At 64.4% G+C, this 13,607-nt stretch carries 14 protein-coding genes and 1 pseudogene; 6 read left to right on the top strand and 9 right to left on the bottom strand.

All coding sequences use genetic code 11. The features are described 5' to 3' along the window. Positions 1 to 4 precede the first annotated feature (4 nt). A complete protein-coding gene (locus DB708_RS20350; RefSeq protein WP_108925075.1) occupies positions 5 to 718 on the top strand; it encodes a GntR family transcriptional regulator in 714 nt (237 codons plus the stop codon). 89 nt (positions 719 to 807) lie between these two features. Then, complete coding sequence (locus DB708_RS20345) at positions 808 to 1,170, top strand: hypothetical protein (RefSeq protein WP_108925073.1); 363 nt, start codon at positions 808 to 810, stop codon at positions 1,168 to 1,170. Here the strand turns inward: DB708_RS20345 and DB708_RS20340 are convergent. The 6 genes from DB708_RS20340 to DB708_RS20315 are packed head-to-tail and all read right to left on the bottom strand — an operon-like array spanning position 1,167 to position 8,221. After that, positions 1,167 to 2,711 (bottom strand): class I adenylate-forming enzyme family protein, encoded by a 1,545-nt coding sequence (locus DB708_RS20340; protein WP_108925071.1) that lies wholly within the window; start codon positions 2,709 to 2,711, stop codon positions 1,167 to 1,169. The genes DB708_RS20345 and DB708_RS20340 overlap by 4 nt on opposite strands. Next, positions 2,704 to 4,269, bottom strand: a complete 1,566-nt coding sequence (locus DB708_RS20335) for a class I adenylate-forming enzyme family protein (protein ID WP_108925069.1) — start codon at positions 4,267 to 4,269, stop codon at positions 2,704 to 2,706. The genes DB708_RS20340 and DB708_RS20335 overlap by 8 nt, the downstream gene beginning before the upstream one ends. Beyond that, positions 4,259 to 5,740 carry a class I adenylate-forming enzyme family protein gene (locus tag DB708_RS20330; RefSeq protein ID WP_108925067.1) on the bottom strand — a complete coding sequence of 494 codons (1,482 nt, stop codon included), beginning with the start codon at positions 5,738 to 5,740 and terminating at the stop codon, positions 4,259 to 4,261. Before DB708_RS20330 ends, DB708_RS20335 begins: the two co-directional genes overlap by 11 nt. After that, positions 5,740 to 6,549: an enoyl-CoA hydratase/isomerase family protein gene (locus DB708_RS20325; protein WP_108925065.1), complete on the bottom strand. Its 810-nt coding sequence runs from the start codon at positions 6,547 to 6,549 to the stop codon at positions 5,740 to 5,742. Before DB708_RS20325 ends, DB708_RS20330 begins: the two co-directional genes overlap by 1 nt. Continuing rightward, the gene (locus DB708_RS20320) at positions 6,540 to 7,352 is read right to left on the bottom strand and encodes an enoyl-CoA hydratase/isomerase family protein (protein ID WP_108925064.1); all 813 of its coding nucleotides are present in this window, start codon (positions 7,350 to 7,352) and stop codon (positions 6,540 to 6,542) included. The genes DB708_RS20325 and DB708_RS20320 overlap by 10 nt, the downstream gene beginning before the upstream one ends. 47 nt (positions 7,353 to 7,399) lie before the next feature. Next, complete coding sequence (locus tag DB708_RS20315) at positions 7,400 to 8,221, bottom strand: enoyl-CoA hydratase/isomerase family protein (RefSeq protein ID WP_108925062.1); 822 nt, start codon at positions 8,219 to 8,221, stop codon at positions 7,400 to 7,402. Positions 8,222 to 8,407: 186 nt separating this feature from the next. On the opposite strand from DB708_RS20315, the gene DB708_RS20310 reads away from it, so the two are divergent. Further along, entirely contained in the window at positions 8,408 to 9,085 is a 678-nt protein-coding gene (locus tag DB708_RS20310; protein WP_108925060.1) for a hotdog family protein, read from the top strand. Beyond that, positions 9,082 to 9,972, top strand: a complete 891-nt coding sequence (locus tag DB708_RS20305; protein ID WP_108925058.1) for an enoyl-CoA hydratase/isomerase family protein — start codon at positions 9,082 to 9,084, stop codon at positions 9,970 to 9,972. The genes DB708_RS20310 and DB708_RS20305 overlap by 4 nt, the downstream gene beginning before the upstream one ends. Positions 9,973 to 9,999: 27 nt before the next feature. Here DB708_RS20305 and DB708_RS20300 read toward each other — a convergent pair whose 3' ends face one another. Next, positions 10,000 to 10,806 (bottom strand): TetR/AcrR family transcriptional regulator, encoded by an 807-nt coding sequence (locus DB708_RS20300; RefSeq protein WP_108925056.1) that lies wholly within the window; start codon positions 10,804 to 10,806, stop codon positions 10,000 to 10,002. A 252-nt stretch (positions 10,807 to 11,058) separates the two neighbouring features. Between DB708_RS20300 and DB708_RS20295 the strand changes: the two genes are divergently transcribed. Together DB708_RS20295 and DB708_RS20290 are read left to right on the top strand one after the other, a co-directional pair. Further along, on the top strand, positions 11,059 to 11,856 hold the full coding sequence (locus DB708_RS20295; protein ID WP_108925054.1) for an SDR family NAD(P)-dependent oxidoreductase: 798 nt from the start codon (positions 11,059 to 11,061) through the stop codon (positions 11,854 to 11,856). Positions 11,857 to 11,890: 34 nt separating this feature from the next. Further along, a pseudogene (locus DB708_RS20290) lies at positions 11,891 to 12,898 on the top strand (dihydrodipicolinate synthase family protein). A gap of 77 nt (positions 12,899 to 12,975) precedes the next feature. Here DB708_RS20290 and mbp1 read toward each other — a convergent pair. Further along, positions 12,976 to 13,194: a microaggregate-binding protein 1 gene (gene mbp1, locus DB708_RS20285; RefSeq protein ID WP_108925052.1), complete on the bottom strand. Its 219-nt coding sequence runs from the start codon at positions 13,192 to 13,194 to the stop codon at positions 12,976 to 12,978. A 97-nt stretch (positions 13,195 to 13,291) separates the two neighbouring features. Beyond that, complete coding sequence (locus DB708_RS20280) at positions 13,292 to 13,564, bottom strand: hypothetical protein (protein ID WP_108925050.1); 273 nt, start codon at positions 13,562 to 13,564, stop codon at positions 13,292 to 13,294. Positions 13,565 to 13,607 lie beyond the last annotated feature (43 nt).

Genomic DNA, 13,607 nt, shown 5'->3' with positions numbered 1-13,607 from the left:
GCAGATGAGCGTTCCGGATTTCGCCGCGCGGCCTCAACTTTCAGAGGATGTCGCGCGAATCATCCGTGGGCGGATATTCGACGGCGGCTATGCCGCGGGGTCTTACGTTCGTCTGGACCAACTGGCGGCGGAGTTGGGGATCAGTGTTACACCGGTGCGTGAGGCGCTGTTCGCGCTCCGTGCCGAAGGACTGATCGCCCAGCAGCCCCGCCGCGGGTTCGTGGTGCTGCCGGTCACCGGGCGAGACGTGACCGACGTCGCGAACGTGCAGGCTCACGTCGGTGGGGAGCTCGCCGCGCGGGCGGCGATCAACATCGGCGGAGATCAGCTGCACGAGCTCAAGCAAATCCAGGCTCAGCTGGAGCAGGCCTATGCCGGCGACGACCACGAGCGGACGGTTCGGCTGAACCACGAGTTTCACCGGGCCATCAACGTCGCTGCGGACTCGCCCAAACTCGCACAGCTGATGCTGCAGATCACCCGTTACGCTCCCGAATCGGTGTTTCCCACGATCGAGGGCTGGCCCAGCCAGTCGATAAAGGACCATCGCGAGATCCTGACCGCGCTCGAGATACACGACGACAAGCTTGCCCGAGCGGCGATGTCGAAACACCTTGCTGCGGGCGCGGTTCCGCTGATCGATCACCTCGTCGCGCGCGGTGTGGTGGCAGACGGAAGCATTCCGGCAGTTCAGCAGGATCACAGCGACACGGGCTAGCGCAGCGTTCGTCGCAAAGATTCCTATTGTTGCTGGGCGTGGCTGGGCATACGCTGCCATCAGGGTGGGCAACGAATGGAGAGAAGAAGATGCCGCACACGCTTCGCGCATCGGCCCTGTTCGTTGTAACCGCGACAGCCATCGTGTTCGCGGCACCGGCGAATGCCGATCTGCTCGACCCGATTCCCGGCAACGGTGTCTTTGTCGTAGGGCCCGACATCGCACCGGGCCTTTACCGGACGGCCGGTTCGGCATCGACGTTCGGGGTCTGGATCAACAACGTGCCGACACAGGACTCGATGTGTGCGTGGTTTACCTACAGCACGCCCGATGCGAACAAGGAGCATGTGCTCCAGACGAATATCTCGGTCGGTCCGATGTTCGCGAACATCAACACGTCGGTGAAGGCTTTCGAGTCGCAGAACTGTCAGCCCTGGACCCGGGTGCCCTAAGGCTGGTCGGCTTCGATCAACATCTCGCGCAGTCGATGGATGTCGACCTTGCCGGTGCCGCCGCGCGGAACGGCGTCGTCGGAATCCAGCAATAGCCACACCGCCGGAACCTTGAACGCGCTCAGCACAGTCCGCGCCATGTCGCGCAACTGTGCGGCGACCAACCCACGGTCGCCGCACACCACCGCTGCGCCCACCCGTTCACCGACGGCGCCGGGCACATTGGTGACGAAGGCGTTGTCGATGCCCTCGACCGTGCGCAGCGCGCGCTCGACCTCGCTCGGGTAGACAGTCGCGCCGCTGACCTTGAACATGTCGTCGGATCGCCCGTGGTAGAACAGGAACCCATCCTCGTCGAGGTGGCCGAGGTCGCCGGTCGGATAGAAGCCGTCGACGGTGAACAGCTCTTCGCGACTGCGACCGCAAATGCCGCGCAACGTATGCGGCCCGCGGATCTGGATCATGCCCGCGGATCCCGTCGCGACGGGCTCGCCGCTGTCGGTATCGACTATGCGGACTTCCATGCCGCCGAACGGCTTTCCGCAGCTGCCCCAGGCTGTCGCGGGCATGTCCGTGTCGGCGGGGTAGCCGCAGTACGGCCCGAACGCCTCGGTCATGCCGAACAGCGTGGCCCGTGCCCCGGGCGCAGGCCGCTGCTCGGGCGGCAGCAGGGCGTCGAGGCTGCCCGGTCGCAGCGCCGAGAGCACGACGCCGGCCGAGCTCGCGTGCCGTGCCAGTGCCTCGGCCTGATCGGGCCAGCCGCGAAACAGGGTTACCCGTTCGTGCTCCAGCAGTCGCAGCGTGCTGGCCGGCCGGGGGATCTCTTCGGTGATCAGGGTGGCACCCGCCAACAGGACGGACAGTATCCCGCTGCCGAAACCGCCCACCCAGAAGAAGGGCATCGGTAGGTACAGGCGGGTTTCGGAGGTGATGCAACGGGCCGTCAGCCCCGATCGCACGGCGCCCAACGCGTTGCCGTGGGAGTGCACTACTCCCTTGGGTGTTCCGCTGCTGCCGGAGGTGAACATGATGACCAGCGGGTCGGCGGCGGTGACTGTTGCGGTCATCGCGTCGACGATCTGCCTAACCCGGTCACTCGCGGCGGCGTTGTCCAGCTGTCCGATCGACCAAACCTGCCGTAAGGCAGGAAGTTCGGATTGCGGCACTGTCTTCAGGTCGTCGAGATAGCGATGACCGCGGAATTCCTCGACGCTCACCAGGAACTGCACGGCCGCCACCCGCAGCTGCGCGACGAGTTCGCGGGTCTGCAGCAAGGTGCTCAGTGGCACCAGCACCGCGCCGATGCGGGTCAGCGCGATCCCGACCTGTACCCAGCGGGTGCTGTTGGGCATGATCAGCCCCACCCGGGTGCCCTTGCCCACCCCGGCCTCGACGAATGCTGCGGCCAAATCGTGTGTGGTCGAATCGAGTTCGCGGTAGCTGAGCCGGGACGTGGGATCGATCACGATCGGCGTGTCCGCGTCGTGGCCGGCTCGAAAGCGGACCAGCTCGTCGATGGTGTGTGCGCTCGGGTCAGGCATCGAAGAGCTTCCGCAGTTGGCGCGTGTCGACCTTGCCACTGGACAGCAGCGGTACGTCGGCGCGGTGCACGGTGATGAACCGCTTGGGGATCTTGTATGCGGACAGTTCGGTTTTGAGCCGTTCGCTCAATGCGGCATCGTCGAACGGCGCAGCGCCGTCCGGCCGGACAACAACCGCGGCGACGAGCTGCCCGCGCCTTGGGTCGGGAAGGCCGATGACGTAAGCCGGCGCTCCGCCGGTGACCTTGGTGATCGCCTGCTCCACTTCGGCCGCCGAGACATTGGCGCCGGCAGTCTTGATCATTGCGCGCAGGCGCCCGACGAAATAGACGAATCCATCGGCGTCGGTGCGCACCAAATCGCCGCTGTGGAACCAGCCGTCGGCGTCGAAGCACTCCTCGCGGCTGCGTTTGTAATAGCCCTGCATCACATAAGGCCCGCGGATACACAGTTCACCGACCTCGCCGGCGGCAACGTTCTCCGTCGTGTCGGGGTGGACGAGCATCATCTGAAATCCGGGTGCGGGCTTGCCGAAAGACCCCCGCCGCGCTTCGGGCTGGTCGGATTCATCCTCGCCGATCAACACGACGCTGCCGGCCTCGGTCATCCCGAGCATGTTGTGCCGCAGCTCCGGGTCGGCCGGTCTGGTGTCGGGGGCCATGATCGGGTAGAGGTTGCCGCGACGCATCGACGACAGATCACGCTCGGCGTAGCTCGAGTGGTCCACCAGGTGCGCGATCCCGGCCGCAAACCCATTTGTCATGGTTGGATTTTCGGCTTCCAACAGATCGAGCATCGCCCCCGCGTCGGTGGCGTTGGAGCACACCAACGTCGAACCGGCTACCAAGGTGGCAAGCAGGCCGAACGCGAAACCGCCGACCCAGAAGAACGGTGAATTGCAGAACAGCTTGTCCGCCTTGGTTAAACCGCGGATGTGGTTGAGGTTGTACTGATGTCCGAGCAGCGCGGCATGGGTGTGCACCACCCCTTTGGGGGCGCTGGTGGATCCCGATGTGTAGACGATCGCCAGCGGGTCGCAGCCGTGGACGTCGTCTTCTGACGCCTGCAGCAGCTCCGGATCGACGGTGCCGGCTCGTTGGTACACCGACTCGTGAGTGATTGCAACATGGCGCAATTGCGGTGCCGCGGTACACCACAACCGCGAATCGAGATCGGCGCCCGAAAGAACCTCGGACAGTCGCTGCGCGTAATCGTGAGAGCGAAAAGTCGGTGTGGCCAACAGGATTTCGACATCGCTATCGACCAATTGCTCGCGCATCTCACCAGCCGTGGCGAAGGTGGAAAACGGGATTACCACAGCGCCGATTCGCGCTGCCGCCAGCATGGCGACGACGAACTCGGTGCCGTTGGGGTAAAGCAGCCCAACATGGGTGCCCTTGCCGGCACCGAGGGCGATCAGGCCGCGCGCGAGCTCTGCTGACCGGACGTCGGCATCGGTGTAGCTGATGCGCTCGGCATCGCAGACGAGCAGAGGGTGTGTTTCCCTGGTACGGGCCTGATGTCGCAGGATCTCGGCGACGGTGGAATCACCGGGCATGGTCGCGCTGCACCGCGGACTCTTCGAAGAAGAGCCGGATCTCGCTGAGGTCGGCTTTACCCGACGGGGTGCGCGGGATCGTGTCGACGATCGCGATCTCGGTGGGAATCTCATAGCGGGCCAATCGCGTTCGCAGGTACTCCACCAACGTGTCGGCGTCGGTACTGGCGGGCTCGCGAAGTTCCACGACCGCGACGGGAGTCTCGCCGAGTCGCTCGTCGGGCTGCCCGATCACGGCCGCGCCCGCCACCGCGGGGTGGTCCTCCAGCGCGACACGTATGTCGTCGGGCATCACCTTGAACCCACCGCGGATGATCGCCTGATCCGCCCGACCGACGATCCAGAGAAAGCCATCCGCGTCGATGCGCGCCAAATCCGTGGTCCGCATCCAAGCCACCGTGCGCCCCAGCTGCCCCGGCTTGACTTCCAACAGCCCAACCTGGTTCGGTCCGAGCTGCGCGCCGGTGTCGTCGACCACCCGCAACTGCGCGCCCGGGTTGGCCCGCCCGACGCTGCCGCGTTTGGCGATCCAGTAACTCTGGTAGTCGGTCAGAGTCCAGCCGGCCACTCCGCCACCGAATTCTGTTGCAGCATAGGATGTCAAAACCGGTATGCCGTATTTCTCGGTGAAGGCGTCGGCATCGTCGGCTGACAGCGGGGCCGTGCCACAGCTGACGGCGCGAATGCTGTCCAGATCGGTACGCGACAGGTCGGAGTGCAACACCGTCCGCAATGCAGCCGGCACCAGCGACACCGCGCGGGGCCGGTGCGTGCGTACCGCCGAAGCCCACGCGTTGAGCTCGAAGCGTTCCAGTAGCACAAAGGATCTCGCCTCGGCGACACACTGCAGCACCCGGAAGACGCCGCCGATGTGCACCAGCGGGGAGTTCATGATTGCGACACCGCGCCGCGGCTCTGCAGGCGCCGGTGCGTGATCTGGGTCCGGGCCCATCACGGTGTGCGCCAGCATGTCGTAGCTCAGGTCGATTCGCTTGGGCGGACCGGTCGTTCCGCTGGTCAGCATCCGCACCGCTACTTCAGGTGCGGGGATGGCGCGGTAGCCGGGCGGCGCCGGCTCGCCGGGCTCGTCCAGCCGGCCCGTGATCGACAGGGTCGGCGTGCCGGGGGCGACCAGCGTGGCCAGATCGTCGGGTTCGCCGACCACCAGCGGTAGTTGTAGTGCCGCGATATCGGCCCGGGTGCGTTCATCGCCGCGCGACGGGTTGATGGTGACCACCGTGCCGCCGGCCAGCAATACCCCGAGAAACGCCGCCACCTGCCCCGGCCGGTTGCGCAGCAGCATCCCGATCGCAGCGTTGTCGGCGTGCTCGGCGGTCAACGACGCCATCCGCCTTGCCGCCGCGCCGATCTGACCCCACGACAACCATCGACCGTCGTACTCGATCGCCGGTGCGTTCGCCTGCAGATCCAAGACGTCGGCGATGCGTTGGCTCAGCGGATGATCGGCCATCAGCGGATCTTTGGATCGCTGCGCGCGCCCTTGCCGTCGGCGTCCTGCTGTGCCGCCAGCTCGGCGGTGCCCAGCGGGTTGCCCAGCCGAGTGTAGATCAGGCCCTGCTCCAAGGCGGCGCGGTAGGGCTTGTCCAGCGATTCCCAGATCGCCTTCACGGTGCCCTGAGTCGCCGACGGCGGCTTGGCCGCGATCGCCGCGGCAATCTCGTGCGCACGGCCCCACAGCTGATCCGTCGCGACTACCTCGGACACCAATCCGATCCGCAATGCGGTGTCCGCGCTGACCCGCTCGTCGTTGCCCATCAGTGCGATGCGCAACGTTTCGCCCAGGCCGATGCGTCGCATCAGGCCGATCGGCTCCAGCGCGCACACCAGACCGGCCGAGACGTGTGAATCGAAAAACGTTGCGTCGGTTGAGCAGATCACCACATCGGACTCGTTGAGAAAATAGAACGCGCCCGCGGTACACATGCCCTGAACGGCACACACCACCGGCTTCCACATCTTCTGCCACTTGGGGCTGAGCAATTCACCGGGATCCTGGTGGTTCCACACGTTTTCGGGTTGCCCGTACGGCGTCTTGATATCCAGCCCGGCGCAAAACGCCCGGCTGCCGGCTGCCCGCAGCACTACCGCATGCACCGACTCGTCGAGTTTGACGATGCGCCAGGCTTGAGCCATCTCCTCACACATCGTGCGGTTGAACGCATTGAGTTGATCAGGCCGATTCAGCGTGATGGTGGCGACATGAGCGTCTGCATCGATGTCAAGGACAATGGTTTCGAAACGCGGGGTACTCAACGGCACTGCCAATTCGGTTTGCGCTTTTCCACAAAGGCCTTGGGGCCTTCGGCCGCGTCCGCGGTGCGCAGCACCCGCTCGCGAAACGTTTCGGCCATGATCTCGGCCTCGTGCAGCGGCACGTTCAGGCCCTTGAGAATGGCCAGCCGGGTTCCCCGAACCGCCAGCGGTGCATTGGAGTTGACGATGTCGGCGATCTCATGGGCCCGGTCCAGCAAGTGGTCGTGCTCAACGACCTCGCTGATCAATCCGAGTTCGTAGGCGCGCTGCGCGCTCATCCGCTCGTGTTTGCCCATCAATGCCATCCGCAGGGCGATCGAGCGGGGCAACACCCGCGATATCCGCACCAGTTCGCGTCCGGCCACCAGCCCGATGCTGACATGCGGATCGAAAAAGGTCGCCTGATCGGACGCGATGACGATGTCGGTCGTCGTGACCCAATCCATGCCGGCGCCACAGCAGATTCCGTTCACCGCGGTCAGCACCGGCTTGGCCGTGGTGCGAAACGGCGGGGTGCCCTCCTGTGGTGCCTCCCACTGGTCGTAGGTCGACAGGTACGGCCGCTCGTAGATCACCTTGCCGTCTTCGGGAATCTCTTTGACGTCGGCGCCGGTGCAGAAGGCGCGGCCGGTGCCGGTGACGATGGTCAGCCAGACGTTGTCGTCGTTTTCGGTCTCGTCGTAGGCGGCCCGAAGCTCGGTGATCATGTGCGGGCTGAGCGCGTTGAGGGCATCGGGCCGGTTCAGCGTGATGGTGGCGGTGTGCCCGTCGACCTCGTATTTGATGGTGTCGAACGAGTCAGCAGGCATCCGTGTTCCCTTCGTCTAGCGCCCGGTGCGACCGAAAGCCCATCTGGTCAGCGTCCATCGAACTTCGGCGTACGTCGTTGCCGAAAGGCTTCTAGGCCTTCTTTGAAATCTGTTGTCCGACAGGACAATTCTAGGTTGAACAGTTCCTGCGTCATGGACTGGCTCAGCGACGCGTGCTGGCCGTAGCTCAGGGCCTGCTTGGCCAGCCCGATCGCGACCGTGGGTCCGTCAGCCAGTCGCGTCAGCAGCTGTTCGACGGCGTTGTCGAGTTCGGCCGGGGCCGTGGCCTGGTGGATCAGCCCCCAGTCGGCCGCGTCCGACCCGCTGAGCCTCTCGCTGAGCAGCAGCAGGCGTCGCGCTCTCGCCACGCCGACCAGTCGGGGGAGCAGCCAGGTGGCACCGGAATCCGGGCTGAATCCACGTTCGATGAACGGCTCCCAGAACACGGCGTCGGTGGCGGCCACCGCGAAATCGGCGGCGAGGGCAAGATTGCAACCCATGCCTACCGCCCAGCCGCGCACGGTGCAGACCACCGGGAGCTGGATGGTTTGCACGAGCTCGATCAGCCGGTGGGCGGCGTGCGGAATCCTGCGCACCAGATCGCCGGTGCGCGGGCGCTGCCCGGCGCCGCTATTGGTCGCGACCCAATCGGCGCCAGAGCAGAAGTCATCGCCGGCGCTGTTCAGGTGAATCGCGCGCAACGAGTCGTCGGTGGCGGCATCGGTCAGCGCACCGACCAGCGTCTCGATCATCAAGTGGGTCAACGAATTACGTCGTTGTACGCGATCGATGGTTAGTCGCAGAATCGCGCCATCCCGGCGTGCAGTCACCGACCCCTCGGCGTCGGCCGCATCGGCGTCGTTACGCACCGTCGAATCCGGCCTTTCTCAGCGATACAGTTACCCATACAGTAGGCAATGCGATTGATACGCTGTATAAGCTATCAAGGAAACGCTGCCGACGGAACAACTCCGTTGATACCCGGTGAAAGAGGGTCGCATGGCTCCGCGCCGGCGACGATGCAGAGCCGACGGTGATGAGAAGGAGCGGCGCGAATGGGCGAAGCGACACCGATACGCGCCGATGACGCGAAATTCGGCGAGGTGCCCCTTGCTCAGACGGTGGCGGCTGCCGGCGCGATGAGGCGCCTGACCTCGCTGCTGCTGTCGCTCGAACATCCGCACCCGACGGTGGATGCCATGCTGGCGAAGTTCGGCGAATGGGAGAGCGAGCTCACATCGGCGGCCCCGCAGGACCACGCGCCGCGGATCGGTGACGTCGACAATGATCCCCGCCGGGTTTATCTCAACCACGCCACCGATATCGGCGCCTACAACCCGTCCTTTCCCGAATACGCCTTCGATCATCTCGGCGCCGACACCGCCGCCGGGCGGGTCGTCTTTCCGCTGGCCTACGAGGGTCCGCCCGGACTGGTCCACGGTGGCTTTCTGTCCGTCTTCTTCGACTGCGTCATCCAGCACCACAGTTGTGTGATGGGGCTGTCCGGCAAGACACGCTCGCTGTACGTGACCTTTCGCCGGCCCACGCCGCTGCTGACCGAGCTGCGCTTCGACATTGTCCGGTCGCAGGTCGAGCGGGGTATCGAGTCGACGGCGCGGCTGCTGCTCGGCGACGAAGTGCTGTGTACCGGCGAGGTCAACACCCTGGCTTCGCAACCTGACAAGCTGACCGGATACAGATTCGGCCGGCGGCGAAAGGAATCCGCTACATGACTGCCTCGAACGACGATCGCGTGCTTTTCGAGGTCGATCGCGGCAAAAGAATCGCGACGATCACACTGAATAATCCCAAGCAGCGCAACTCCTATGACGCGGCCATGCGTGAGGCCGTCGGCCGCTGCCTAGATCAGGTGGCCGACGACGACGATCTGATCGTGGTGTTGCTGCGTGGCGCCGAAGGAGTCTTTTCCACCGGGGCCGACATGAACAACGCGTACGGCTGGTACGGCGACAAGACCAAGGCGCCCGACGATGCCGCGGCCAAGTACCGGCCCAGTCAACGCAGACAACTTACCGTGGACCGCAAATCATTTAGCTTCTACCACAACTTCATGGGCTTTCCGAAGGTGACGGTGGGGGAGATCTCCGGCTACGCGCTGGGCGGTGGCTTCGAGATGGCACTGATGACCGACATCTCGGTGATCGCGCGCGACACGAAGATCGGCATGCCGGCAACGCGCTTCCTGGGCCCCGCGCTGGGCAGCCTGCACATGTTCTTCCATCGGCTGGGGCCGGTCGTGGCTCGGCGCCTGCTGCTGACCGGCGACGTCATTGCGGCCGGCGAGCTGGAACATCTTGGAATCTTCACCGACACTTGTGATCCCGGCGCGGTGACCGCGCGCGCCCGGTACTGGGCCGAGAAGGCAGCGAAGATGCCCGCCGACGGCGTCGTCATCGCCAAGGAAGCGTTCCGCCTCGTCGAGCAGAGCCAGGCCTATAACGGTGAGGAAGTCGCGAGCTATCTCTTCCACGCCTACGGCACCAACCTGCAATTCGGGCCGGACGAATTCAACTTCGTCAAGACCCGGGCCCAGCACGGCACCAAAGAGGCGTTCCGGTTGCGCGACGAACACTTCCATGTGCCGGAACCCGAAGCATAGTAACCGGTTTCGAGGCAGGCGACCGGGCTACCGGTCTGCGGTCGCCTTGGTCCGGCTGCGTGGAGCAGAGGACTTCGTGGTCTTGCTCGCCCGCGATGTCGACGACTTGGCAGGTTTCGATCCCTCGTCGATCAACCCGCTGGCGTGGTCCAGGATGCAGGTGAGGCCGTACTCGAAATTGGTTTCGTCCGGCGCCCCGATCCGGTGACCTATCCGGCTCACCTGGGCGAGCAGCGGAGTCTTTTCGGGATCGATGGAGACGGCATCCTCGATCGCGCGCGGACCGACGTCGGAGGACTGGTTCTTTTCGTAGAGGCGCTGCAGCACCACCGAGCCGCGGACGTGGACCGACACCGCTGAATACGTGTCGAAGGCGTCTTCGGGCGACAGGCCGGCCTCGACCAGATTGGAGATCGCCTTCTCCATCTCCAGGGCGCCCAGTCTCGCGGCCTTCGGACTCAGCGCGGCGCGAATCAATATCAGGTCGCACAGAATTGGGTTGCCCATGAACGTCTTACGCATCAGGCGCGCGTGGTTGCGCAGGGTTTCCCGCCAATCGCTGGCCTCGACATAGGGCGTGGCGAACACATACTTGCTCAACGCGCGGTCGGTCATCGCATTGAGCAGATCGTCCTTCTTGCGGAAATACCAGTAGATGCTGGTAACACCGACGCCGAGATGTTTGCCGAGCAGCGGCATGCTCAGGTTGTCAATCGATACTTGCTCCGCGAGTTCGAATGCGCCGCTGATGATGTCATCGGGATTGATGGACCCGCGTTCGCGCCGTTGACGCTTATCAGCGGTTGCCTGCTTTGCCACTACCGGCACCTCCATCAAAATGTATCCTGTGCGTACGGTCTGCAACCGTGCCACCGATTGAACCAAATCTACTCCGCAGATGTGCTCCCACCTGCGTATATGTAGGTGTGTCGCCGTTCGGGTATGACCGTCAACCGGGCTCTCGTACGCTTTTCCATCTGCTACTGTAATACCTATCGTAGGCTTTTTGGTATATGCGGCTGAACGGGCAAAGATGACCGGACGTAAGCCATTGGCTGCCCCGCCGGATCAGCCGCGGACATCGCGATGGACTTAGGGCTGGCGAATGCGACAGCGGTCGTTGTCGGTGGTAGCCACGGCATGGGTTTGGCCGCGGCCCGTTGCCTCGCCGAGGACGGTGCCCGGGTGGCGCTGGTGGGCCGAACTCGCGGCTCTCTCGATAGCGCGGTGACCGACTTGACGGATCGCGGAAGTCCGGATGCCCTGGGCATCGCCGCTGACATCGGCGATGCGGCCGACGTCGACAGAGTGTTCGGCGAGATTGCCGCCCGATGGAACGGCGAACTCAACGTGCTGATCAACACGGTCGGACCGGGAGCACCGGGCAGTTTCGAAGACCTCACCGACGGACAGTGGCGTGAGTCCGTCGAAGACGGTGTGATGGGGATGGTGCGCTGCGTGCGGTCGGCGCTTCCGTTGCTGCGCAAGGCCCAATGGGCGCGGATCGTCAACTTCTCGGCGCATTCCACCCAGCGGCAAAGCGTCCTGCTGCCCGCCTACACCGCGGCCAAATCGATGCTGACGAGCGTCTCGAAAAACCTGTCCCTGTTGCTCGCCAAAGACGAGATCCTGGTCAATGTGGTGTCACCAGGCAGCATTGCGTCCGAGTCGTTGGTCGGCTGGGCCGACTCGGTCGGTGTCGACGGCAACGATCCCTATCGCCTGATGGAGGCCATTGCCAAGCACTTTGGACATCCGGCCCATATGCTGCGGGCCGGCCTGCCGGAAGAGATCGGGCCCGTCGTCGCGTTCCTCGCGTCGCGGCGCAACTCCTACATGACGGGCGCGAACATCAACGTCGACGGTGGATCAGACTTCATCTGATTTCAAATCGCTTGGCCGACAGAAGGAGTGGACTATGGCGACAGCTTCGCAGGCGCGCACGTGGGCGCGCGGAGCGTTGCGGGGTATCGGCGACTCCCTCTACACGCCGTTCTGCGGCGCCGACGGCGACGACATCGACTAGGACGCCTATCGGACGTTGGTGCGTTACTGCGTCGGTGATCTCGGACACCCGATGTTGTGGTGTACCAGCGGAATCGCCGAGTTCTGGTCGCTGACCCTCGATGAGCGCAAACGTCTGTTGGAGGTGGCGGTCGAGGAGGCGCGCGGTATCAATCCCGGCGTCGTGGTGCAAGCCTGTACCGCCGCGATGGCGCCCAAGGACTGTTTGGACCTAACGCTGCACGCCCAGCAGGCGGGCGCAGACATCGCGTACATCCAAACGCCGATGATGGAGGCCCACGGCGGCGAAGGCGTGCTGCGGTTCTTCAAATACGTCGCCGCGCGCACGGATATCGCACTGGGCATGTTCAATTCCCCGTCTTCGGGTTATGTGCTGACGCCGGCCGAAAGTGCCCAGATCTATCACGAGGTGCCCGCGGTGTGCGCCACCAAGGAGGGCGCGTTCCGGCCGGCGAGCAGCCGGATGCTGCATGAACTGGCACCCGGCCTGGTGGTGTGGGAATGTGACAAGACGGTTTACCGCGCCGGATGGTTGCGCGACGGGATCGTCTGTCCGGCACAGCTGGGTACCGCGGGCTACCTGTTCGAAACTCCGCAGCGGCGACTGTTTTCCGAGTATTGGGACCTCGTGCTGTCCGACAAGCTGGTTGAGGCAATGGATTACGGCCGCGATTCCGGGTTGGACCAATTCGATCTCGACCTCGGACCGTGGTGGACCTGCTACCCGGGACGATCGGATTACTTCACCCACTGGGGAGGAGCGTTCAAATACGCCGCCTCGGTGCTGGGCTTGCCGATAGGTGCCTACCCGCATTCGCGGCCACCGCAAGCGGAGCTGCCCGCTGAGGCCAAAGCCCAAATCGAGACGGCCTACCGCCGGCTCGGCCTCCTCGAATCGTAGCCAAAACCCTTGTGCTGCATGCCTATGTAAAGACCCGGCCACCGAATCGGTGACCGGGCCTCGCGTATGCGCTTCGATTAATTTTGCTCGGCGCGCTCACGTGCCTCGTGAATTTTCGCCTCGGCACGAGCTTTATCGGCTTCAGCCTCGTTCTTGGTGGCGTTACGCAGCGCCTCCGCCTTGTCCTGCTGCGCCTGACCTTCGCTGATCCAGTCGTTGCGACCCGCGACCGTACCGACTACTTCCTTGGCCTTGCCCACAACGTCATCCATGACGCCCTTGATGATGTCAACCATTGGCGTTTCCCTCCTCCTGCCTAGTGGGTGCTTCCAGTACCTCTTCCCGATCACTGGATGCGGGAAAACCCGATCGGGAGTGGCGCTCGCCACAGCATCAGTTGATCAGCCCGTTCGCGGCTGCTTTCGCCGAAGTGACGCCCACCGGCGCGCTCCGTTCGCCGTCCACTGCAGGCGCTGCGGCCGTGTCCACCTGCGCAGGTTCGCCGCGGGTTCGACGCCGTCGTGCCCACACCACGAGTCCGACGAGGGCGCCTATCGATCCCAGCGCGAGCAGAAGTTGCAAGCCCGCCCACGCCACCTCGATCTTCAGAATCGCTGAGCGCGCTTGCTTCACCCGATGCACAATCGCTTTTGCTGCCGCCTTCACGCACTGATCCCCTCAGCTGCCGGTTGTTCAAGTCCTCGGGTTG

Source organism: Mycobacterium montefiorense (assembly GCF_003112775.1).
Lineage (GTDB): Bacteria > Actinomycetota > Actinomycetes > Mycobacteriales > Mycobacteriaceae > Mycobacterium > Mycobacterium montefiorense.
Note: the sequence above shows the minus strand (reverse complement) of the source record. Positions and strands in the feature narration are given on the sequence as shown.

Excerpts from the sequence above, each read along its gene's own strand:
- DB708_RS20340 (WP_108925071.1), bottom strand. The coding sequence starts at position 2,711 with ATGCCTGACCCGAGCGCACACACCATCGACGAGCTGGTCCGCTTTCGA.
- mbp1 (WP_108925052.1), bottom strand. The coding sequence starts at position 13,194 with ATGGTTGACATCATCAAGGGCGTCATGGATGACGTTGTGGGCAAGGCC.
- DB708_RS20330 (WP_108925067.1), bottom strand. The coding sequence starts at position 5,740 with ATGGCCGATCATCCGCTGAGCCAACGCATCGCCGACGTCTTGGATCTG.
- DB708_RS20335 (WP_108925069.1), bottom strand. The coding sequence starts at position 4,269 with ATGCCCGGTGATTCCACCGTCGCCGAGATCCTGCGACATCAGGCCCGT.
- DB708_RS20300 (WP_108925056.1), bottom strand. The coding sequence starts at position 10,806 with ATGGAGGTGCCGGTAGTGGCAAAGCAGGCAACCGCTGATAAGCGTCAA.
- DB708_RS20320 (WP_108925064.1), bottom strand. The coding sequence starts at position 7,352 with ATGCCTGCTGACTCGTTCGACACCATCAAATACGAGGTCGACGGGCAC.
- DB708_RS20350 (WP_108925075.1), top strand. The coding sequence starts at position 5 with ATGAGCGTTCCGGATTTCGCCGCGCGGCCTCAACTTTCAGAGGATGTC.
- DB708_RS20305 (WP_108925058.1), top strand. The coding sequence starts at position 9,082 with ATGACTGCCTCGAACGACGATCGCGTGCTTTTCGAGGTCGATCGCGGC.
- DB708_RS20345 (WP_108925073.1), top strand. The coding sequence starts at position 808 with ATGCCGCACACGCTTCGCGCATCGGCCCTGTTCGTTGTAACCGCGACA.
- DB708_RS20295 (WP_108925054.1), top strand. The coding sequence starts at position 11,059 with ATGGACTTAGGGCTGGCGAATGCGACAGCGGTCGTTGTCGGTGGTAGC.
- DB708_RS20310 (WP_108925060.1), top strand. The coding sequence starts at position 8,408 with ATGGGCGAAGCGACACCGATACGCGCCGATGACGCGAAATTCGGCGAG.